The following is a 21454-nucleotide window of genomic DNA, read 5'->3' as shown; positions in this document are numbered from 1 at the left end:
TCATGGCTAATGCAGCCGGATACGTGAATTATACGCGCGTTACTGCTCCGGATTTCAAAGCACGTGCGCTTACATAAACACGTTTAGGTTTACCGTTCACCAAAATGCGCACTTTTTGTACGTTAACCCCCCAAGAACGGCGGGTAGTGTTATTCGCGTGAGATTTGTTGTTACCGGAACCTGGCTTTTTCCCTGTGATATAACATTTACGAGCCACTAAAAATACACCTCCCTGCCACGTCCATACAAATACTTCACTATCTTAGCACAGCGTGTTGTTTGATGCAACGGAAAAAGTGGCCTTTCGCGGTCCTTGTCGTTAATATCGTGAGATTTGGCTAGAAAACGGCTTCATTCTCCCGATTTTTTATAGTACAATGAGATATGGTCCATAATACAGGCATAAAGGAGTGAATTTCCATGCCTCTGCAGCTTGTCTCGGAGAACGGAAAGATAGATGTAGCTGATCAAGTCATCGCTGTAATCGCCGGCTCGGCGACCCTGGATTGTTATGGACTTGTTGGCATGGCGTCCCGCAAAGGATTAAAGGATGGGATCGCGGAATTGCTCGGCCGCGAGAATCTGTCTCGGGGTGTGGAAGTTCGCCATGAGGGCGAGCAAGTCCATCTTGATCTTTATGTCATCGTAAGCTACGGAACCAAAATATCCGAAGTAGCTCATAACATCCAATCGAAGGTTAAATACGTATTGGAAGAAGTCGTCGGATTGAAGGTCGATCAAGTGAACGTAAATGTTCAAGGGGTACGAGTATTGAAGTAGCTTATTAGGAAGGGGAATTCATCATTGAGTAAGCGCTTCTTGAACGGAAGTGAATGGGCGGCGATGATTCTGGTCGGCGCGGAGCGGTTAACCCGCAACGTTGATCGGGTGAATGCCCTGAACGTATTCCCGGTCCCGGATGGGGATACCGGAACGAATATGAATTTGACGATGACGGCCGGAGTGGCCGAATTAAAAAATAAACCGTCCGAGGAAGTCGGACGGGCGGCGGAAGTGCTTTCCAAAGGGCTGCTGATGGGCGCTAGAGGCAATTCCGGGGTTATCCTGTCCCAATTGTTCCGCGGATTCGCGCGGGCAATTTCCGGGCAGGGCGAGCTCACGGTGCCTCTATTCGCCAATGCTCTGCAACAAGGAGTTGATACCGCTTACAAAGCTGTTGTCAAACCTGTCGAAGGAACGATCCTAACGGTTGCTCGCGAAGCCGCGCGCCATGGCCTTACGGCTGCCCGCAGAACGTCCGACCTGAAGGAATGGATGGTCGAAGTTCATGCCAAAGCTTCGGAGACGCTCGCTCGTACGCAGGATATGCTTCCCGTACTTAAACAGGTAGGCGTCGTCGATTCCGGAGGACAAGGGCTCGTGTACTTGTACGAGGGGTTCGTGGATTATTTGAGCGAAGGGAATTTCGCGAGCTCCGCCGCGCAGGGGCGCGAGTTTCAAGCTCCGGTTTCTCTCCGGGAAGCACCCGTTCCGCCGACGATTCCTGCTCCAGCTATACGCGCTAGCGGAGGGGCGAATACGGCGGCCCAATCCAAAATTACGACGGAGAGCATCGCTTTCCCTTACGATATGGAATTTTTCATCCAACGGGTTACGACGTCGTCCCCTTTCCCTGAACAGACCTTCAGGAAAGCGCTGGAACGGGACGGAGATTCGATTATTCTGATCGAAGACGAAGGGATCGTGAAGGTTCACGTCCATTCCCGGCGTCCTGGCGATGTTATTAATTTCGCTTTGACCTATGGGGAAATTACCCATATTCATATTCTGAATATGCAGGAACAGCATCGTGAATTGTTGGCCCAGCAGCCCGTTGTTAAGCAGGAAGCTCCGGCAGCGCCTCGCCAAGACGAACCGACATCCGGGCCCGTCGTCGATTACGCGTTGCCGGGCGTCGTCGATCTGCCGTCGATCTCGGCTTCTCCGGAAAGCGAGCCGAATCCCGACGTATACGAGCTGGCATCATACGGAGTGGTCGCCGTCAGCGTTGGCGAAGGGAACGCGGAGTTATTCCGCAGCCTCGGGGTGGATATCGTCCTTTCAGGCGGGCAGAGCATGAATCCGAGCACGGAAGACTTGCTCGGCGCTATTACGTCCTTATCAGCTCATCATATATTCGTGTTGCCGAATAATCCGAATATCATTATGGCGGCGAAGCAAGCAGCCGAACTGGCGGAACGTCCGGTTACCGTTCTGCAGACCCGCACGCTGCCCCAAGGAATGGCGGCCATGCTCTCCTTTCAGGAGAACGATTCCGAAACTTCGAACATCGAACGGATGACGAAAGCGTACGAACGGGTCGTAACGGGTTCCGTTACGCAAGCGGTGCGGGATACCGAGATGGATGGCGTGCAAATCAAAGAAGGCCACTATATCGGAATCAAGGACAAGACGATCGTCGCATCGGCTTCGTCCCCTTCGGAAGCGTGCAAAGCGCTCTTATCCGATCTGCTCGTATCGGGCGGAGAAATTCTTACGATCCTAACCGGCGATAACGCTGAAGGCGAACAGACGGAGGAGCTCGAGCAATGGCTTGCGCAGCAATACCCCGACGTCGAGGTCGAGGTGCATGAAGGCGGACAGCCGTTGTATCCGTATTTGTTCGCCGTGGAACCGTAGTTATTCAAATTAGGCGATGGAGGTACAAGCTATGGCATCTGTAGTTCTGGTTACGGATAGTACGGCGGATATTCCACTCGAGACGCGAGAGAAGCTCGGCATCTCGATGGTACCTCTTAAGGTGAATTTCGGAGACGAGAGCTTTCTAGACAACATTACTCTGCAACCGGCGCAGTTTTATGAAAAGCTGACATCTTTCGGAGGTCTCGCGACCACGTCCCAGCCATCTCCGGCCGATTTTTACGACGTGTATAAGAAATTGACGGACGAAGGGCATTCGGTAATCTCCATTCAACTGTCAGGCGCGTTTAGCGGAACCTATCAATCCGCGACGATCGCGAAATCGATGTTGGACGAAGACGCGGACGTAACCGTAATCGACTCCAAATCCGCCTCTTACGGTTATGGACAGATCGTCGTTACCGCTGCGGAGATGGCGAAGGCGGGAGCTTCCAAAGAAGAAATCGTGGCGGAAATTCATCGGCTTCGTTCGGAGTTGCGGCTTTATTTTCTAGTAGATACGTTAGAATATTTGCGGAAAGGCGGTCGTATCGGCAAGGCATCCGCTTTGCTAGGATCGCTGCTTAATATCAAGCCGATATTATCCATCGATAACGAAGGAACGATTTTTCCTTTCGATAAGGTAAGGGGCCAGAAGCGGGCGTTTGCCCGGATCGCGGAGGTGCTGGAGGCGGATGTCAAAGACGCCCCAGTGAATCTAACGATTGCTAAGACTCCGGGACATACCGCGGGAGTGTCCGAAATGTCGGAGCTGCTTAAGCAACGTCTGAACGTGCAATCCTACCTGGAAACGGAGATTGGTCCGGTTATCGGTTCCCATGCCGGTCCGGGAACGATCGGATTGTTCGTATTCCCCTTGCGCAAGTGAGTTAACAGTAATATAAAGAGGTTGGTCTAATGATTATTCATTTGTTCCGGATTCCTCTGACGAAACTACAAGGCGTGGGCCCTCAGAAAGCGGAGGAGCTTCACGCCTTGGGTATTTCCACCGTCGGGGATTTGATTGAATACTATCCGTTCCGATACGAGGACTATCGGGTACGCGAGCTCCATGAAGTGAAGGATGGAGAGAGAATTACGATTCAAGGCACGATCGCCTCGATGCCTTCGATGCAGAGGTATGGAGGGAAAAGCAGGTTGATTTGCCGCGTGACGGTCGAATCCACCTTAGTTACGGCCGTTTGGTTTAACCGAGCGTTTCTGAAGGATCAGTTGACGCTCGGCAGAGAGATCACTCTGACCGGAAAGTGGGACCAACGCAGACGCCATCTAACCGTGGCGGATTCGGAATTTCCCGATCGGAGCGCGGTTAAGACGGGAACTTTGCAACCGGTCTATTCGGTTGGAGGCAGCATTACGCAAGCCGCGATACGCAAGCTGATCGATCGGGCTTTAACCCAATTCGGCGCGCTCATTCCGGAGATTCTGCCTGCAGAGCTTCTGGACAAGCATTCGCTCGTTCCGCGTAGAGAAGCCATTACGCGAATTCATCGTCCCGAAAATACGAGCGAAGGGCAGGAAGCAAGAAGAAGGATGGTATACGAGGAGTTATTCTTATTTCAGCTTAAGCTCCAGGCTTATCGCGTAACCCATGTTAAAAAAGCGGACGGACTCGTTCAACCCGTCAACAACGAAGAAATTCGGCAATTCGTGAGCGTGTTGCCGTTTACGCTGACGGATTCCCAGAAACAAGTCATTAACGAGATTCTTCACGATATGAAGCAACCCTATACGATGAACAGATTGCTTCAAGGGGACGTCGGCGCGGGCAAAACCGTTGTCGCCGCCGTCGGTCTGTACGCAACGGTAAGAGCGGGCCATCAAGGGGCTTTGATGGTGCCGACGGAAATATTGGCCGAACAACATGCGCGCTCGCTTACTAAAATGTTTGAGCCTTATGGGATACAGGTCGGCCTGTTGACGGGAAGTCTTACGGAACGCAAGCGTCGGGACGTGATCGCTTCATTGCAAATGGGATTGCTCGATATCGTGGTCGGCACCCACGCGTTAATCCAGGAGGACGTCTTCTTCAGAAGCCTTGGGCTCGTCGTGACCGATGAGCAGCATCGGTTCGGAGTTAACCAACGAAGCATTCTTCGGCGCAAAGGAATGAATCCCGACGTGCTGTCGATGACGGCAACGCCGATTCCGCGGACGCTCGCGATCACCGTGTTCGGCGATATGGACGTATCTACGTTAAGAGAGCGTCCTAAAGGTCGATTGCCGATCAAAACTTACTCGGTAAAGCACGAGATGATGGATCGCGTACTCGGGTTTATACGCAAGGAGGCCGGGCAAGGAAGACAAACGTTCTTCATCTGTCCGTTGATCGAGGAATCGGAGAAGCTTGACGTGCAGAACGCTATCGACTTGCATATGCAGTTAACGCAAGCTTTGCCGGACCTGAAGATCGGCTTACTGCACGGGCGCATGTCGGCTTCCGAGAAAGAGGCGACGATGGCGGTTTTCGCTGCCGGAGACACCCATGTGCTCGTATCGACGACCGTGATCGAAGTAGGGGTAGACGTTCCTAACGCGACTTTGATGATCGTCATGGATGCGGACCGGTTCGGCTTATCGCAGCTGCATCAGCTGCGGGGAAGAGTCGGCCGCGGACAATATCAGTCGTACTGCATTCTGATCGCCGATCCGAAATCGGAGAACGGGCAGGAGAGAATGAGGGCCATGACCGATACGGATGACGGCTTCGAAATTTCGCGAAGAGACTTGGAAATTCGGGGACCCGGGGAGTTTTTCGGAACGAAGCAAAGCGGGATGCCGGAGTTCCGGCTAGCGAATCTGCTTAACGATTTCGAGGTTCTCGAGCAAGCCAGGGACGACGCGGCTTCTCTTACATCGCGGGAAGAGTTTTGGTCGTCGCCTATGTACGCGGAATTAAGGGACAATCTAGCGCGCGATGCCAATCTGCACGGCGAGCCGTTGGATTAAACGAACAAAGGTCGGCAACAATCGTTGTCGGCTTTTTTGTCGTGATGGAGAGTTAATAGCTCAAAAAAATTCTAAAAGAGAGGAGGTTCGACAAAAACTTCCATAAACCCCTATGGACAACTATTGTTTCCAGAAATATAATAAGTCGAAACTTAAGGGTTAAAAGGGGGATTCGTGATGAAAAGTAAAGTTCTCGCGATAACTAAACCGCCAGCGAACGGATATCAATTTTATTCCTATCCTTTGGCAATTACCTTAAATCACAAGGCATCATACCCGTGGTTCTATAGTAATTTCATCCAGTTAGCCTTCGATAAAAATGCTTCAGCGCCGGTACCTCTATGTTTCTACATGTATGATTATGCGTGTAACCCTTGGTTGAACGTTCATCGTTTGCACCGGGATACTTTCTCTATGTTTGATAGAGAAATAGTCGACTTTGTGGTGGATTCGATCGATCGAGGTTATTACGTCTATCTTAACGTAGATGAATATTTTATTCCCGATCGCGGGTGCTACCATAAACAACATTTCTCGCACGACACTCTTGTGCACGGATACGATTTAGAGTCGCGGACTTTTAAGATATTAGGGTTTAACAAGATCGGCTCGTACGAGAGCACGGACGTTTCATTCAAGGAGTTTAGCCAGTCCTACCATTCTCTGGACAAGATCGAAAACCATTGCCATCAAATTTATCTTTACCAATACAACCAAGACGGAAAATACGACTTCAATGCGAAGTTGGTTAAAGAAACGCTCGAGGATTATTTGTACTCCAGAAACACTTCGGAGAGATTCAGCATGCTTGCGGAGCCATGGGATCGCGCATACGGCATGGAATCGTACGACTGCCTGCAAAAATATTTTCAGGACCTGCTAGCTAACAAGATACATACGGACATTCGGCATCTTCATATTTTGTGGGAGCACAAATCGTGCATGAGGCTGCGTACGGAATATATGTACGAGAACGGATTCATTGAGAACCCGAATTTCATTGAGGCGGCTAAATTGATCGAGCACAAGGCGTTCATGGTCAAGAAGCTGTTTTTGAAGTATTTTTTATCCGGAAAGAAGGACTTGATAGAAACCGTTTCTCAACAGACGGATGAAATAAAAGAGTTGGAAGCGGAATTCATTCAAGATTTAATCGGAGGAATGATCGTGAAGTAGCGCGGGACAGACTTTGGATTAAAGAGATGGGCGCGAGACGGTGTCATTACCCGTATCCCGATGGCATATGATGTACCGAATAGCCGCCGGAAGGAGCGTGACCCTCTTTGACCCCAAGCTGGCAAAAGTTCGGCATCAAAGCGGAGTTCGTAGAACGAGTAAAGGTAAAGATGAAAAACCCGGCCACCAAGGAGCGCATCAAAGGCATTCTTGAGGGCGTAACGAAATACGATTTGCAGGATCGGGCCAAAGTTCGCCGCTGGGTTAAACAGTTCGCAAGGATATTAAACGAACCGTTAACCGAGCATCAGGAAGATCAATTAGTCAATTTCGTCATCTCCCAGAAAATCGATCCCAACAATATGCTTCACCTGATCAAGCTGTATACGATGTTTAGGTAAAACGCGAACGCTCCGTTCCGGTCCGAACCGGAACGGAGCGTTTATTCTTTCGGCATGCCCGGACAACTTATCTAATAGGTGCGTAGTATAGACAAGGTTTGTCTTGTCTATTTGATTTTCTAAGGAGAGATGGATTTGCACCGATTTTGGGATCAAGTCATCAAGCCGATTATTATTTCGGCGAGGCCGAATATCATTGTTGAAATCGGATCTTTATCAGGAAAAAATACCTTTAAACTACTCGATTATTGCAAAGCTTGCAATGCCCAGACGATCACTATCGATCCTAATCCGTTATTCGACTTGCAGTCGCTCAAGGAGAAGTACGGAGAAGCCGCGGACGTGCTGCAGATGTTCAGCCTAGAAGCGTTGCCTTTAATCGAGAAGTACGATTTGCTGTTGATCGACGGCGATCATAATTGGTATACCGTGTATAACGAATTGAAACTGGCGGAGAGAATGGCCGAACGGTCGGGACAATTCCCGATCGTCATGCTTCATGACACGCAATGGCCTTACGGTCGGCGAGACATGTACTATTATCCCGAATCTATTCCCGCAGAGATGCGAAAGCTTTACGCCAAGAGAGGGATGCGGCGCGGGAGATCCAAGTTGCTTAAGTCCGGAGGCAAAAATCCGCAACTCTACAACGCGGTTTATGAAAACGGGGAAACGAACGGCGTATTAACCGCGGTAGAAGATTTCATGCGGGAATCGAAATTTCATCTTAAGTATTATCAACTATTCTCCAACAACGGCTTAGGAATTATCGTGCCGGAAAAGAGTCCGCTTCATTCGATACTTCCTTACATTATTAAATCGTCGAAACAATGAGCCGAGCCTAATATGAGATAGACATCCTCGAGTGTTTTGCTATAATAGGGGAGGAAAGTAGCGGGTTTCATGAATTGAATAAGCCCCGGGGGAGCTGGAGCAAGGCCGGCTGAGAGTGCATCCCATCGATGCAGACCCTTATACCTGATCTGGTTAGTACCAGCGTAGGAAGGCGGGAGCACGACACGTTGCTGTCGTGGCGTACGTCCGTTGTTATTTAGGACGCCCTCCGGAATCGGGGGGCGTTTTTTTGATTTCGCGAAGCCTTCTACTCGACAAGACAGATAGAAAGGGAGAGAAAGATGAAAAGAAACAACAAAGGTTGGCAAATCTTGGGACTAACGATGCTGGCGGGTATGCTGCTGTTGGCGGGGTGCGGTAACAAGGAAAACACGGAGGCTTCCGGCAGCCCGACGTCGCCCTCGACTGCTTCCCCCTTGGAGGCAAGCGCGGAGGCATCGCCGGAGACGTTGCAGAAAGTAACGCTAGTATTGGACTGGACTCCGAATACGAACCATACGGGCTTATATGTGGCGAGAGATCAAGGTTTGTGGAAAAAACACGGCTTGGACGTGGAAATCATTCTTCCGCCGGAAGCTGGAGCTAGCGCTTTGGTAGCGAACGGAACGGCCGATTTCGGCGTAGGAGCGCAGGAGAGCATGATCTTGGCGCGCGAGCAGGGCTTGCCGCTCGTGTCCATCGCCCCGATCATTCAGCATAATACGTCCGGTTTCGCTTCTCCGGTAGACAAGAACATCAAGGAGCCGAAGGATTTCGAGGGCAAATCTTACGGCGGGTGGGGATCTCCGGCGGAGCAGGCGGTAATCGAATCGATCATGAACGTGCAGAAGGCGGACGTTAGCAAGGTGAATTTCGTAAGCGCCGGAACAGCCGATTTCTTCACCGCCGTCAAGAAAGGGATCGATTTCGAATGGATCTTCTACGGATGGACGGGAATCGAAGCGGAGCTGCGCAATGAACCCGTCAACATGGTGTATTTGACCGATTACAGCAAACAGTTGGATTATTACACGCCTTTGTTATTGACTAACGAAAAGCTGATCAAGGAAAAGCCGGAAGTCGTTCGCGCGTTCTTGGCTGGCGCCTCGGAAGGATACAACTATGCGATCGACAATCCGGACGCAGCCGCGGATATTCTGATCAAAGCGGTTCCGGAGGTAAACGCGGAGTTGGTCAAGGCAAGCCAGAAGTGGCTTAGCCCGAAATACAAGGACGATGCTCCGCGTTGGGGAGAACAGAAGCGGGAAGTATGGTCCGGTTACGGAGATTGGTTGACCCAGAACGGGCTTATGAAAAAGCAATTGAATTACGACGAAATGTTCACGACGGAATTTTTGCCTGAATAACGAACGAGGAGAGATGAGCGATGGCGCAAGCTTTGTTAAGCATACAGATTTTACCGAAGGTTAAAGCGGGAGAAGAAGTGATCCCCTACGTGGACCGGGCGATCGAGATCATTAAACAATCCGGAGTGGCATACAGGGTAGCGCCGCTGGAGACGACGATGGAAGGCGATCTCGATCAGCTAATCGATATCGTTAAGCAGATGAACGCCGCCATGTTCGAGATGGGCAGCCCTTCCGTCATGTCGCAAATCAAATTGGTCGTCGACGGTCAAGAAGGCGCATCGATGGCTCGCTTGTTGCAGAAGTATCCAGATGGGCAATAAGAAGCTAAGAGGAATTTTGCTGCCCGTCGCGACTTTATTAGCATTCGTCGGCATCTGGCAAGCGGTGTGCGTCGTTTTCAAGATCGAGACTTATACTTTGCCTTCGCCTTGGGATATAGCAACCACCATGTACGATGACTCCGCCATGCTGTGGGAGCACGTGCTAGCCACCTTTAAGTTAGCTCTCATCGGATTAGGATCAGGCTTGGCGATCGGCATCGTCGTGGCGGTATTCCTGCATGTCGTCCCTTTTCTCAGGGAAGCATTCGCCCCGCTGCTGGTGTTGTCGCAGAACGTTCCGCTAATCGCACTAGGGCCGCTTCTTATGATTTGGTTCGGCTTCGGTTGGACGCCTAAATTGATTTTGCTTGTGCTCGTTTGCTTTTTTCCGGTTGCCTTATCGATACTCGTCGGGCTCGGGCAAGCCGAGCCGCAGTTGCGCGAATACTTGGGGATGATCGGAGCTTCGCGATGGGAAAGGCTGAAACGACTTGAATTTCCGGCTTCCTTATCCTATTTATTCTCAGGTTTGCGGATCGCGGCTACCTACGTCGTGTCCTCGGCCATCGTAGCGGAATGGCTAGGCGCGAACAAAGGGATCGGGTTCTACCTGAAACTTAAGTTCAACGGATTCGACCAACCTGGCGTGTTCGGGTCGATCGTCTGCATTGTGACGTTAAGTTTTCTGTTCTATTATGCGGTGGTATTTGCTGAACGAATGACGATTCGTTGGAGACCTCGTTCTCAGGGCGATTGGAAAGGGGCTTCTTCATGAGCGGTTCGATTACCCGTAATTCCTTGGAGTTAAACGGAATTTATAAAGCGTATTTCCGCGGCAAAGATCGGGTTCCCGTGTTGTCCGATATTAACTTGGCCGTTAAGGCCGGGGAGTTCGTGACGTTGATCGGGCCATCCGGCAGCGGCAAATCGACTTTATTCCGGTTGATCGGCGGCGTGGAACGTCCGGACCAAGGACGGATCGTCATCGATGGCAACGAAGCGACCGGGCAACGAGGCTTGATCAGCTATATGCCGCAGCAAGCGGCTTTGTTTCCTTGGTTGACGGTTCAGGATAATATCTCCTCCGCATTGGTCACAGCGGGATCCGCGAAGAAAGAAGCCAAACGGCTTGCGTTGGAATGGTTGGAAAGAATCCAACTGGGCGGAGTAGCGAAAGAGTATCCTCATGTTCTGTCCGGAGGGATGCAGATGAGGGTTTCGTTCTTGCGCGCCCTGCTCATGAAGCGCAACGTGATGTGCTTGGACGAGCCTTTCGCCGCGCTGGACGCGTTGACCAGGGCGGACATGCAACGCTGGCTGCTGGAGCTATGGGAGGCGGACAGGCGCTCGGTGCTGTTCGTGACGCACAGCATAGAGGAAGCGCTCGTGCTGTCGGATCGGATCTACGTCTTATCGTCCGCCCCGGCAACCGTGCTGCGGGAGATTGTCATTCCTTTCGAGAGGCCAAGACGTCCCGACGTATGGACCGATCCGGCATTCGTCGAGTTAAAGCAGGAAGTATTGGATTTGCTCGGAGAGAGGAATGTTCGCGCGTAACTTGGAAGATACCGGCGAATCTTATTACGATTTTCGACTTGCGACAAGAGAATCGTGCTATAATTGGGAAAAAAAGCCGGAGGAACTTCCGATGAGCGATTGGTATTTCGACCGAACCGGACAAGCCTCGTTCCTGTTAGTCGAAGAGGATAGATTGGTGAGCCGCAACGGACGCAATTTAGGTTGGGTGTATCAAGGGCAGCAAGTCTACTCGCTGACGGGACAACCGATCGGGTGGTTAGATAAGGGCGTTCTCAGAGATCGCTCAGGGGGCATTGTCGGATTTACCCGTTCGGCAAGCTCCAGATTGCCATCTATCCCCGGAATGAGCGGCGCTCCCGGAGCGCCGTCGATCCCGGGCCGTCCGCCCAAGCCCGGTTTTGCGGGATCGGTTAGCGATCCTGGCAACGGCGGATGGTCCAATAAACAGGTGCGCGATTTTTTCGGTACGGATATTTAGAGAGAACGATGAAGGCTCCGCTTAGGCGGGGCTTTTTCTTTTGTCAGGGGGTTTCTTGAATTTTCCGGGATTTTCCTGTTTTAACCCTTAAGTATATTGTAGAAATTTGTAGATTATCAGTCTATTAATTCCTTATATTTCCTCTTATGATAGGAGCATTACATAAAAGGAGGAAGTCAATTGAAGAAAGTATTAGGAGCATTACTTAGTATTGCATTATTCGTAGGTCTGTTATCGCCATCCGCATTTGCGGCTCATCCATCGCCAAACATTCTTCCCAACAAGCTATATGGAGTTAACGACACTGTCGATTCCCCTCTTACAACAGAATATAATTATGCTTTTAAAGGTAATATCGTGGATGACGATGACTCGACATATGATCTTTACAGAAGCCACAGGATATACATTGATCTTAATTCAACTTTCGATGTTAGAACGATTAAGTATAATTCTCAGGAAAGCGGAGAGATGAGCTTCTACGATGTAGAAGGAAACAAAATAGGCAACACTTATAATTTTGATGCACATGACACCTCATATAAAAGCGTTAACTACCCGCAAGTTCGGTATGTTTCATTCTATTCTTCAGCAGTTTATTCAAATGAGATTTTTGTTTCCGCTATAAGTTCAAGCGTGCCTGCCGCTCCTACTGGATTAACTGCCACGTCTGGCGATAAACAGGCAGTATTGAATTGGACACCGTCCTCTGATTCCGATGTGTCCGGATATAAAATTTATAAAGACGGAAATTACTTAGCAACCGTTACTTCGCCATTAACAACTTATACGGCAACGGGATTAACAAATGGCACTACTTATGCATTCCAGGTTACAGCGATCAACGCAAGCGGGAATGAGTCACCCAAAAGCAACGCAGTACAGGTTACTCCCCAACCTTCATCTGCTGCATTAGATGTTGTAATAGATAAAGACAAAATTAAAGTCGGTGAACAATTCACTTCTGATATCCTTCTGAAAAACGTAAGCAACATCTACGCAGAAGACTTCAAAATCAATTACGACAGCACGCTTCTTAACTACGTTGGATTCGAAGAAGTTCCTGGCTATAAAATCTACAACCAACCTACCGATGAGAACGGAACTCTTCGTTTCATTGTCGCAAGTCAGGGCGAGCAGTACGGGATTAACGGAGAGCAAGTATTTCTAAAGTTGAAATTCTCGGGCAAGGCCAAAGGTACGGCTAAAGTAGACGCTCTCGAATGCAGAATAGCGGATACAGAGGACGAGTATGACCTGGAAGGTTCTTCGTGCCTTGAGGATACGATCGTGATTGAAGGCAATAAGGACGTCAATAGAACGGGAGAGTACACTCTGGTCGATTTGGCGATTGACGGATTCTACTACGGCAAACTAGCGGCAGACACCGATCACTCGAAGCATGATGCCGATCAAGCCGGAGACGAACATATTAACGATGACGACTTATTGTTTATCGTAAACGAAATGTTGAACAATACGAACTATCCTTTGAATGCTTAAATGGAATATCAAAGACTCCGCTGGCTTCTGCCGGCGGGTCTTTTTATCGTTTTGAAACCTGATAACTCCTTCCGTTCCCTTTGGCATTTTACCAAAATTAGATGTCCGTTTATCCCTTGCATAAGAACGAGTGTTCGCCATATAATAAGGGAACAAACGTTCGCTATGGAGACGAGGAGCATGCCTGAAAAATACATTGGGCAGATCGTAAAGATTATTTACCAAGATGCCAAAGGGAAGATTACGCAACGCACGATTCGTATTCGTAACATCGCCGAGGGTAAAGTGTTCGCTTACGATTTAGAGAAACGAGTTCATCGCCCCTTTAGAATAGATCGTATCTTGTCCCACTTGCCGGTAAGCTTACATGCCTCCTGAACGCACCATATTTTTAGTCGACGGCCAGTCCTTTTATGCCTCAATCGAAAAAGCGGCGCATCCGGAGTTTAGGGATAAGCCGATAGCAGTTGGCGATCCCGAGAGGAAATCAGGCATTATTCTTGCTGCCTGCCCGCTTGCGAAGTCAAAGGGCGTCACGACGGCGGAACGAGTAGGAGAGGCGCTTGCCAAATGCCCGGACCTTGTGGTTATACGGCCCAGGATGCAACGATACATTACGATTTCTTTATTGATCACGGAAATATTCGAATCCATTACCGACCAAGTTGAGCCTTATAGCATAGACGAACAATTTCTAGACGTGACAGGGTCTATTTCGACCTTCGGCGCCCCGGATGAGATCGCCCACGATATCCAGGAACGCATTCTGTTGTCGACGGGAGTGTGGTCTAGAGTAGGGATCGGCCCGACCAAAATTCTAGCTAAAATGGCAACGGATAACTTCGCTAAGAAAAGACCGGACGGCATTTTTAGACTGGGATACGAGAATATGGAGACGGATCTTTGGCCGCTGCCCGTGCATCAAATGTTCATGGTGGGCAACCGGATGACGAAGCATTTTATGTATATGGGACTTCAGACGATCGGAGATATTGCCAGAATGCCGCTTGCCGATTTCAAAAGACGGTTGAGGCAACGTATGGGCAAACAGAGCGATATTCAAGCCGAATACTATTGGCAGACCGCACGAGGATCGATCCGAGCCCGGTTGTGGCTTCGATACGCGGAAATCTCAAATCGGTAAGCCACGGAAAGGCGTTAAGAAGCAATCTGTACAAAAAGATAGCGGATATCGAAGTCGTACTCCTCGAACTCGTTGTCGAAGTGTGCAGGCGAGCGCGCAGGCTGGGGTACTTAGGCCGAGTCGTCTCTGTAGGAGCCGCTGAAACAGACGGCGATCGTTCAACGGGATTCGGGCGGCAAATGACGCTTCCCCATGCTACTTCCCTTACGCATGAAGTCGCTGCGGCTGCTTTAAAGCTGTTTGCCGACAATTGGCATGGACTTCCCGTGAGCCGTCTTTATATTTCGCTTACGCAGCTCACCGACGACAGCGCCTATCAGCTTACGTTATTTGACGATCGGGCAGCGGCATACGAAATCGAACGAACGACCGACCAAATCAAGGACCGATATGGGAGCGGAGCTATCATGAGAGCATCATCGCTACTGGCAGCCGGAGTAGCTAGAGAACGTTCTGAGCAAATCGGAGGACACTATAAATGACCAAACTTGATGGAAACGAGCGTTGGAAGTCGAAGATGCTATTGACGGAACATCAAGAGCAATATCAGAATCGCCATAACAAGTCCAATATAGGAAGAGCAACGACGGAAGAGCTAACGATGATTCGCGATTCCATCATGTTTCCTCATATGCTTACGTTGTGCGACAAGAGCCTGCAAGAGGTTAAACGGTCGCCTAATTTATTTAAAAGGTTCTTTGAACAGTTAATCCAATTAATAATGGACAGGATCAGCAATGATCTATTTTTGCTCCGTCGCGAGATGAAGTCTCGGAACATAAAAGTATTCGATGATGAGACGGCGGACGGGATTATTTATCATCGATACGCTTGTCGCGGGTATGAGGACAAGTTCGGTATCGTTAGAGAGACATTGCGTACGGAGATCAGCGTCCGCTTAGCCCGGTACGCCAGTTCGATTATTTACCCTGAAATCAAAGAGCATAAGGAATAATTAGGAACAAACATAAGGCCCCCGTCTCGCGACGAGGGCTTTATGGTTGAGTGCAAGAACACGATAGGTAATCAACGCTTAAGCGCGACCACGATTCTTGGTTAAACCGGCTAATCCGAGCAATCCTAGTAAACCAAGCCAGCTCCAATTAAATTTATTATTTGTATTTGTTGCTGTCGCTCTAATCGTATTTAGATTATTGAATGAACGATTTACGTTTGTGTCGTGGATCCTATTTCCGTTCGTTTCCGTAATTCCAATGTCGTCATTGGATTTTTTTCCGGTATCGGGAACGGCGCGTCCAAGTTGGGTCGGATCGTTCGTTCGAGTTGCATCGGTTGTATTCGCAGCTGCAAAAGCGGAAAGTTGGATTGCGATTAAGACCATTATCATAAGGGCTATCGACACTTTTTTCATACGTTGTTTCCTCGCTTCCGGATTTTTGTTATAGGCTTAACTTGTCCAAATGCATATCGATTATCCTGTATCCCTTTTGAAACAAAAAGTCGACCCCCGTCTCGCGACGAGGGCCTTCATGGGAGAGGAGGGACGCTGTATATGATACTGCATGATATGAGGTGAAATAGTGGATATAACGCCTGTATATATGCGGAAATAAAGAAATATGGTGATAAGTAATGAAGAACAATGAAGAAAATAACTGCCAACTAACTGCCAATGGCTACCCATTTGACGTTTTCTTTTTCCCTGGAAGTACATCCTCAAATACTACGGCAGCAGCCTCGTCGACTGATGAAAATATCTTTCCGTAGCGATCCACCATTTTTGTGCTTTTCCATCTCAGTCGATTCGCAATTGCTTTTGAATGAACATTTTTTGCAATCATGATTGAAGTGGATCAAGCTACTCTACTCGCTAGGCTCTGGCGAAATAAGTCCGGATGGCAAACAGCAAAAGGAAAAGTCGTCGTCAACCTGTGGTACTACTTCCCGGACAACCGGATACGCGACACTCACAATGGTCAAAAACTATTGCTTGATTGCCTTGAGGATGCGGGGATCTATACGAATGATCGTTACGCGCTACCTCGCGTCATTGATTGGCAAATAGATAGGACAAACCCACGAATCGAAATGGAAATTTACAAATTGCAGGAGGTCGCATCTTGAAGTTACTAGATCAGCTTAAGGACCTGAAAGACGGGGAAGAAACAGTATTAGTCGTCCACGGAGAATCGTTTGTAGTTTCTCGGGCTACGGACGACGATATCGAACGGATAGGGAAAGGATACTTTTGCTTAGATTGAGGGTTTATGAAGTAAGAAGGAAGTAACCTGCTTACGATGGTTGGCGCCTAGATAGTTTTCTTCTTAAAATCTGTGAATCAGGACAATTGGGACGAATTAAATAGCTTTTTTTCATTAAATCGCACTGAGCTTTCGTAAAACTCACTGGTAGTATCAATTCAGTTCGGTTTGGATACATGATATTTCGTTTGTTCTTATTATGACATAGGTCGGTTTTAGAATAAGGATCGGGATCTGATCTACATCTGGCACTATTCCTTTGTACCATTAATGCATGACCAATCTCATGTGCGATTACTATGGGATCATCATTCGCCGCTTGCGATAACCAAATAAATGGACGTTTAATTCCGTTCTTAGTACGAGCCACAGTACAAGCCAAAATAACACCAGGGAAATTAAACCCAGAAACCACCAGTATGATTTGTGGGAAAGTTCGATCACCGATTTTTATGTTTGCCCCAGAAAAAGCATCCATCATTTGTTCATTCATTAAAGAGGTAGGGGGACAGGAGATTCCTGACAAACAACCGGCTCTAACTTCACCTGGGGGGCTATTTGGAAATGGACAAGTGACATTCGCATAGTCCACTGAATAAAGATTTATTCCACATTTCTTGAAATAGGGACTAACTTTTTCATTTATGGTTTTTTGCAAAGGGAGAATCAATGATCTTCTTGCATATGAAGATGTGCCATATATCGTTACAAGCGCACATCTATTCAATGGTTCTGCCTTAATTTTCACCAGAGCACCACCTGTTTAAGATTTCTTTTCAGGATATGGTTCAGATTGCTAATTGTAAGGGCTAGTATGCTAGATCGGGACAAAGTTTTTCAGCAGATACAAGGGGAATGTATGACAGTAACAGAGTGAAAGGATGAATACCCATGAACATCAGGTATAAGTGGGATGATTAATGAGTGCCCCAAGGATATTACACTACCCCGGAAGCAAGTGGAGCATGGCCGATTGGATTATCAGTTATATGCCACCACATAGTACGTACCTTGAACCGTTCTTCGGATCCGGCGCAGTGTTCTTCAATAAGTCCCCGAGTACTCTAGAGACGATTAACGACATTGACGGTGATGTGGTAAACCTCTTCCGGGTTATCCGGGACCGTCCGGAAGAATTAGCTCATTTGGTTCGATGGACACCGTATAGTCGTGAGGAGTATTACACCTCATACGAACCGGTTGAGGACGAGGTAGAGAGAGCGCGCCGTTTCTTGGTCCGGACTTGGCAAGCGATTGGAGCTAAGACAAGCGATCGGACCGGATGGCGCAGCAACATCCAATTCGATAAAGCTCCGCATAAACTTTGGCCAGCACAGTGGTCTGATGCCCCTGAGGAGATCATTGAAGCGACCAATCGATTAAAAAACGTACAAATTGAACAACAGCCAGTCTTGCAGATTCTTGAGCGCTATCGCTATTCCGAGGTGTGCATATATGCGGATCCGCCATATGTATTATCTACTCGATCATCCAGGATGTACCGACATGAAATGAACGAAGATGACCACCATGAACTCCTAGAAGCGCTGGACAAGCATCCCGGTCCAGTAATCTTATCGGGTTATGCTCATCCGTTATATGACGATCGTTTAGGGCATTGGACCAGAAATGAGAGGGCGGCAACAGCGGATCGCGGCAAGCCTCGAACCGAAGTACTTTGGATCAATCCAATAGCAGCCGAACACGCCGGGAGGTAATTAACACTTTTTTAAGTTATCAAAATAGCCTGAAACCTAGCAGTCCAGCAACAAGATAGACAATGCTGCCCACAAAAAAGACGACAGTACCTATCGTTAGCCTTTCCACGCTGCCCACATTGAATCTATTTAAGATGTTTGCTGCAATAAAGAAAACTATAGCCACACCAAAAAGGCAAAAGAAAGTTTCCCATTGTTCTGCTGTCATGTTGGCCTACCTTTCATTGATTGCTACTCACGATTGTACACATTCAGATATAGAACGACAATATTTTCCTTAATGGAGAAGGATGCAGGATGAGCGTGACTCAAATGTTAACTCCAGAGCAATTTGAATTGCTTCAAGCCGACATTACCGCAAAAGTCATTCAACAACTTACCGGACAAGACCTTCGAACAGCACAGGACAACAACAGACCGCTAAACGGACTCTATCAGCGGTACAAAAAGGAGTTAAGGGTCAAATTCGGAATCGTAAAATGGGCGAAGACGTGGGATTCTGTGCGGCTTCTGACAACGTTTAAGTTCGGGCATCGGTACGTCCGTTAATTGTTGCCGAGCGAAGAGGCTGAGGCTGCTGAATTCGCCGAACAACTGCTAATTATGATGGGGTGCGAAAAACAGCCCAACCAACTTAACAAGACTAATCCATATAAGGTATCCCATCAACTATAAGGAGTGAATAGATAGATGAAAGCCATAACCATCCATCAACCATGGGCGATGCTGATTGCTCTCCGCGAGAAACATTTTGAAACGCGGGGTTGGCCGACTAAGTATCGCGGCTCCATAGTAATACACGCCGGAAAGCAGATCGACCTTCAAGCGATGACCGTACCGGAAATCAAAAATACTTTGATAAAACACGGAATCACGGATTGGACAAAACTCCCTTACGGCGCAATTGTTGCAATAGCCAATCTTTCAGAGGTCTGGAAGTGGGACAACACTCACGGCGTACTACTGAGAGGAAAGCCACTTCACGGCGCGGACGACCTTAACGTCCGGAATATCGACGAGAAAGAATATGTATTCGGATATTACGATGATGGTCGTTATGCGTGGGAGCTGGACGACATTCAACGACTATCGGTGCCTGTAGAAGCGAAGGGGCAGCAAGGATTATGGAACTGGACGGAGGAGAGATAGAGCCGATCTATCCCTGAATAGTAGACACATTTTGTTCAATAGATAGGGCGGTAAGACATGAAGTCTGTTGCATAGCTTGATCCTTACTAATCAACTTGGCTGAGAATGTCCCTACTGTAAATATCATAAGGAATGAGGATCACTCTTCCCGTAGGGAGTCTTAAATACTCATCATCATAGGGATCATAGATAAACCCTTCGTCTTGAATTACAAAGGACTTCCATTCTTCATAGGATAACCTTAACGAAATCCGGTATTTAATGGCCTCAATTTCTTCATCAGTATATCCTAGTGCTTTCACATCGTTTTCCAGATCCGAACTCATAAACCGCGCCACCTTTTTTCTTTGATTGTAGCAGGCGATGTAGAACTTTTCCACCAATAATGCGCACTACTACACAGTACGACGATAAAGCAAAGGAGAGATAGGACATGATTAAACTGACAACAGGATCAGGTAGAAAGGTTTATGTATCACCTTATCATATAAGCATGATCTTTGAGACAGGGGATTCGGACACAACAGGTATTTCACTAAATGGCGAGGGAGACGACGACAGCCCATCTTTTAAGACGTTCGTCACCGAATTCCCCGAAGAAGTAACCCGCAAGATACTGGAGTATAAGTTGGCTATGGTGAGGTATGGAGTTGCGATGAAAAACGGCGAGTGGGAAAGAGCTGGTTCGGAATGGTCAGCACTTGAAGAACTCGCCGGTCTGGAGGATTCAGGACATGACCAATAAAGGAGCGGCATCACAACCTAATGAGCAGAGACTAGCACAGATTAATGATAAATCAAAACTCGGTAGGGCTGTTCGCGTCCAAGCCAATACCGTTCATGATCTTATGGCGGACATTCGCTTTTTACTAGATCAACTCTAACAGACAAGGGAAGAACTTGAACAGATCAAGTTCGGTGCAAGTCCATTAGAGCCAATGATCAAACTGCAAATGGAGTTAGAACAGGTCAAGGCGGAACGGGACGACTTTGCTCAACAGTTATTCAGATTAAACGAAGACAATGTAGTCATGGCATCCGAATTAGCAGCTAAGGATAAGGTGCTTAACGGCTATGCTGATGAAGAATTTTGGAACAGAGATAAAAAGGGTTGGATACGGAGTGTGCTTGATAAAGGCTACGTAGCCCGTACCATCCTCCTATCCTATCCCCCAAGGGAGAAGGGAGCAACGGAATGAGAAAATGCAAAGAGTGCCGGACGTCCCTCGCTTGCATTAAGGATAACGGACTGTGCGCGGAATGTGACGGTCATCTCTCCAAATGCAAGAACGATTGTAAATTTCCTTGTCGGACGCCAGAGGAAATGGATCGAATACACCGAAGGATCGAACGGGTATTACCCACCACTTATTGAGGGAGAAGGGAGCAGACGATGAGCATAACTGAGCAAATGAGGGAAGATATTCAATTCTTGGCTGAATTACAACGTGAGCTGAACGACCAAAGCGATGATTGCCAAGCATCCCGAGATTTTGGACAGTCGGCGACTTTAAATGGGTAGAGTGTACGGAAGATAACGCCGAACGATACTATGTAAATCTTCCTAGCGCCGGGGAATCATACGAAGTCAATTCTTACTTGAAAGACATCGAAGAGGACGAGGAACTTTCTGGGGAGAAACTGGACGAGTTCAAGGAAATCGGCTGCGAAACCTCAGCGCTTGAATGGATTATTAAGTACATGGACGAGGATGCATATCTTGTTCCTACGAAGAAGGAGCATTTCGTCCGCGAAAATACGATGTTCCTAACGAAGGCTGAGGCGAAATGGCACATCGAATGCAACCATTACCACTTTACAGATGAGGTACACACCTACGCTATGACGGCATGGAGGGCGCCGAAGGTCGAACGGCTGTTGAAGATATTGGGCGAGTTCGATTTCCAATCTCTATTAGGGGAGAAGGGAGAGGGGAAATGAAAAAATAAGTGAAATAAAAACGCCGCCCTTGAAAGGGCGACGCGATATG

Annotated in this window: 29 protein-coding genes, 1 pseudogene and 1 riboswitch; of the genes and pseudogenes, 25 read left to right on the top strand and 5 right to left on the bottom strand. The window is 48.3% G+C overall.

The annotated features are described in order from the left end of the window. Positions 1–28 precede the first annotated feature (28 nt). Positions 29–217: a 50S ribosomal protein L28 gene (rpmB, locus tag FPL14_RS02840; protein ID WP_120976086.1), complete on the bottom strand. Its 189-nt coding sequence runs from the start codon at positions 215–217 to the stop codon at positions 29–31. Positions 218–420: 203 nt separating this feature from the next. On the opposite strand from rpmB, the gene FPL14_RS02835 reads away from it, so the two are divergent. The 16 genes and pseudogenes from FPL14_RS02835 to FPL14_RS02760 all read left to right on the top strand — a co-directional run bounded on the left by FPL14_RS02835 (position 421) and on the right by FPL14_RS02760 (position 15330). After that, complete coding sequence (locus FPL14_RS02835; RefSeq protein ID WP_182301607.1) at positions 421–780, top strand: Asp23/Gls24 family envelope stress response protein; 360 nt, start codon at positions 421–423, stop codon at positions 778–780. A gap of 24 nt (positions 781–804) precedes the next feature. After that, positions 805–2640 carry a DAK2 domain-containing protein gene (locus tag FPL14_RS02830; RefSeq protein WP_182301606.1) on the top strand — a complete coding sequence of 612 codons (1836 nt, stop codon included), beginning with the start codon at positions 805–807 and terminating at the stop codon, positions 2638–2640. 31 nt (positions 2641–2671) lie between these two features. Further along, positions 2672–3529 carry a DegV family protein gene (locus FPL14_RS02825; protein ID WP_182301605.1) on the top strand — a complete coding sequence of 286 codons (858 nt, stop codon included), beginning with the start codon at positions 2672–2674 and terminating at the stop codon, positions 3527–3529. Positions 3530–3558: 29 nt separating this feature from the next. Then, entirely contained in the window at positions 3559–5610 is a 2052-nt protein-coding gene (gene recG / locus FPL14_RS02820; protein ID WP_182301604.1) for an ATP-dependent DNA helicase RecG, read from the top strand. A gap of 414 nt (positions 5611–6024) precedes the next feature. Further along, complete coding sequence (locus tag FPL14_RS02815; RefSeq protein ID WP_182301603.1) at positions 6025–6786, top strand: cysteine peptidase family C39 domain-containing protein; 762 nt, start codon at positions 6025–6027, stop codon at positions 6784–6786. A gap of 107 nt (positions 6787–6893) precedes the next feature. Next, positions 6894–7187, top strand: coding sequence for a stage VI sporulation protein F (locus FPL14_RS02810; protein WP_267875398.1), 294 nt, complete (start codon positions 6894–6896; stop codon positions 7185–7187). Between the two features lie 135 nt (positions 7188–7322). Then, on the top strand, positions 7323–8021 hold the full coding sequence (locus tag FPL14_RS02805) for a class I SAM-dependent methyltransferase (RefSeq protein WP_182301602.1): 699 nt from the start codon (positions 7323–7325) through the stop codon (positions 8019–8021). 77 nt (positions 8022–8098) lie between these two features. Further along, positions 8099–8209: riboswitch (TPP riboswitch) on the top strand. 114 nt (positions 8210–8323) lie between these two features. Continuing rightward, positions 8324–9388, top strand: coding sequence for an ABC transporter substrate-binding protein (locus FPL14_RS02800; protein ID WP_182301601.1), 1065 nt, complete (start codon positions 8324–8326; stop codon positions 9386–9388). Positions 9389–9408: 20 nt separating this feature from the next. Continuing rightward, a complete protein-coding gene (locus tag FPL14_RS02795; RefSeq protein ID WP_182301600.1) occupies positions 9409–9711 on the top strand; it encodes a thiamine-binding protein in 303 nt (100 codons plus the stop codon). Beyond that, complete coding sequence (locus FPL14_RS02790) at positions 9701–10486, top strand: ABC transporter permease (RefSeq protein WP_182301599.1); 786 nt, start codon at positions 9701–9703, stop codon at positions 10484–10486. Before FPL14_RS02795 ends, FPL14_RS02790 begins: the two co-directional genes overlap by 11 nt. Continuing rightward, positions 10483–11268: an ABC transporter ATP-binding protein gene (locus FPL14_RS02785; RefSeq protein ID WP_182301598.1), complete on the top strand. Its 786-nt coding sequence runs from the start codon at positions 10483–10485 to the stop codon at positions 11266–11268. Before FPL14_RS02790 ends, FPL14_RS02785 begins: the two co-directional genes overlap by 4 nt. A 91-nt stretch (positions 11269–11359) precedes the next feature. After that, complete coding sequence (locus FPL14_RS02780) at positions 11360–11728, top strand: 4-fold beta flower protein (protein ID WP_182301597.1); 369 nt, start codon at positions 11360–11362, stop codon at positions 11726–11728. Between the two features lie 180 nt (positions 11729–11908). Then, the gene (locus tag FPL14_RS02775) at positions 11909–13231 is read left to right on the top strand and encodes a cohesin domain-containing protein (protein ID WP_182301596.1); all 1323 of its coding nucleotides are present in this window, start codon (positions 11909–11911) and stop codon (positions 13229–13231) included. A 180-nt stretch (positions 13232–13411) separates the two neighbouring features. After that, entirely contained in the window at positions 13412–13609 is a 198-nt protein-coding gene (locus tag FPL14_RS02770; protein ID WP_229263754.1) for a hypothetical protein, read from the top strand. Continuing rightward, positions 13599–14857: pseudogene (locus FPL14_RS02765) on the top strand (DNA polymerase IV). Before FPL14_RS02770 ends, FPL14_RS02765 begins: the two are co-directional and overlap by 11 nt. Next, the gene (locus FPL14_RS02760) at positions 14854–15330 is read left to right on the top strand and encodes a YhjD family protein (protein ID WP_182301594.1); all 477 of its coding nucleotides are present in this window, start codon (positions 14854–14856) and stop codon (positions 15328–15330) included. The pseudogene FPL14_RS02765 and the gene FPL14_RS02760 overlap by 4 nt, the downstream one beginning before the upstream one ends. A gap of 78 nt (positions 15331–15408) precedes the next feature. On the opposite strand, the gene FPL14_RS02755 is transcribed toward FPL14_RS02760, so the two are convergent. Continuing rightward, entirely contained in the window at positions 15409–15747 is a 339-nt protein-coding gene (locus FPL14_RS02755; RefSeq protein WP_182301593.1) for a WGxxGxxG family protein, read from the bottom strand. Between the two features lie 428 nt (positions 15748–16175). Between FPL14_RS02755 and FPL14_RS02750 the strand changes: the two genes are divergently transcribed. Beyond that, positions 16176–16460, top strand: coding sequence for a RusA family crossover junction endodeoxyribonuclease (locus tag FPL14_RS02750; RefSeq protein ID WP_182301592.1), 285 nt, complete (start codon positions 16176–16178; stop codon positions 16458–16460). Continuing rightward, a complete protein-coding gene (locus tag FPL14_RS02745; RefSeq protein ID WP_182301591.1) occupies positions 16457–16597 on the top strand; it encodes a hypothetical protein in 141 nt (46 codons plus the stop codon). Before FPL14_RS02750 ends, FPL14_RS02745 begins: the two co-directional genes overlap by 4 nt. 31 nt (positions 16598–16628) lie before the next feature. Here FPL14_RS02745 and FPL14_RS02740 read toward each other — a convergent pair whose 3' ends face one another. Beyond that, positions 16629–17345 (bottom strand): zinc metalloprotease, encoded by a 717-nt coding sequence (locus FPL14_RS02740; protein ID WP_182301590.1) that lies wholly within the window; start codon positions 17343–17345, stop codon positions 16629–16631. Positions 17346–17517: 172 nt separating this feature from the next. Between FPL14_RS02740 and FPL14_RS02735 the strand changes: the two genes are divergently transcribed. Next, positions 17518–18315 (top strand): DNA adenine methylase, encoded by a 798-nt coding sequence (locus tag FPL14_RS02735; protein ID WP_182301589.1) that lies wholly within the window; start codon positions 17518–17520, stop codon positions 18313–18315. Between the two features lie 19 nt (positions 18316–18334). Here FPL14_RS02735 and FPL14_RS02730 read toward each other — a convergent pair whose 3' ends face one another. Next, the gene (locus FPL14_RS02730; RefSeq protein WP_182301588.1) at positions 18335–18523 is read right to left on the bottom strand and encodes a hypothetical protein; all 189 of its coding nucleotides are present in this window, start codon (positions 18521–18523) and stop codon (positions 18335–18337) included. Between the two features lie 89 nt (positions 18524–18612). Between FPL14_RS02730 and FPL14_RS02725 the strand changes: the two genes are divergently transcribed. Both FPL14_RS02725 and FPL14_RS02720 read left to right on the top strand, forming a co-directional pair. Beyond that, positions 18613–18864 carry a hypothetical protein gene (locus FPL14_RS02725; RefSeq protein ID WP_182301587.1) on the top strand — a complete coding sequence of 84 codons (252 nt, stop codon included), beginning with the start codon at positions 18613–18615 and terminating at the stop codon, positions 18862–18864. Positions 18865–19005: 141 nt separating this feature from the next. After that, positions 19006–19464 (top strand): ASCH domain-containing protein, encoded by a 459-nt coding sequence (locus tag FPL14_RS02720; RefSeq protein ID WP_182301586.1) that lies wholly within the window; start codon positions 19006–19008, stop codon positions 19462–19464. Positions 19465–19550: 86 nt separating this feature from the next. Here the strand turns inward: FPL14_RS02720 and FPL14_RS02715 are convergent, their stop codons facing one another. Then, positions 19551–19790, bottom strand: a complete 240-nt coding sequence (locus tag FPL14_RS02715; RefSeq protein ID WP_182301585.1) for a hypothetical protein — start codon at positions 19788–19790, stop codon at positions 19551–19553. 107 nt (positions 19791–19897) lie between these two features. Here FPL14_RS02715 and FPL14_RS02710 point away from each other — a divergent pair, with 107 nt between their 5' ends. The 4 genes from FPL14_RS02710 to FPL14_RS29730 all read left to right on the top strand — a co-directional run bounded on the left by FPL14_RS02710 (position 19898) and on the right by FPL14_RS29730 (position 21405). Further along, positions 19898–20209, top strand: coding sequence for a hypothetical protein (locus tag FPL14_RS02710; protein WP_182301584.1), 312 nt, complete (start codon positions 19898–19900; stop codon positions 20207–20209). Beyond that, a complete protein-coding gene (locus FPL14_RS02705; protein ID WP_182301583.1) occupies positions 20199–20348 on the top strand; it encodes a hypothetical protein in 150 nt (49 codons plus the stop codon). The genes FPL14_RS02710 and FPL14_RS02705 overlap by 11 nt, the downstream gene beginning before the upstream one ends. Positions 20349–20402: 54 nt before the next feature. Continuing rightward, positions 20403–20663 carry a hypothetical protein gene (locus tag FPL14_RS02700; RefSeq protein WP_182301582.1) on the top strand — a complete coding sequence of 87 codons (261 nt, stop codon included), beginning with the start codon at positions 20403–20405 and terminating at the stop codon, positions 20661–20663. Between the two features lie 400 nt (positions 20664–21063). Continuing rightward, positions 21064–21405 (top strand): hypothetical protein, encoded by a 342-nt coding sequence (locus tag FPL14_RS29730; RefSeq protein WP_229263753.1) that lies wholly within the window; start codon positions 21064–21066, stop codon positions 21403–21405. The last annotated feature ends 49 nt before the right edge of the window (positions 21406–21454 follow it).

Origin of the sequence: Cohnella cholangitidis, from assembly GCF_014107495.1 — a bacterium.
Taxonomy (GTDB): Bacteria; Bacillota; Bacilli; order Paenibacillales; family Paenibacillaceae; genus Cohnella; species Cohnella cholangitidis.
This window is presented reverse-complemented; position numbering and strand designations above follow the sequence as displayed.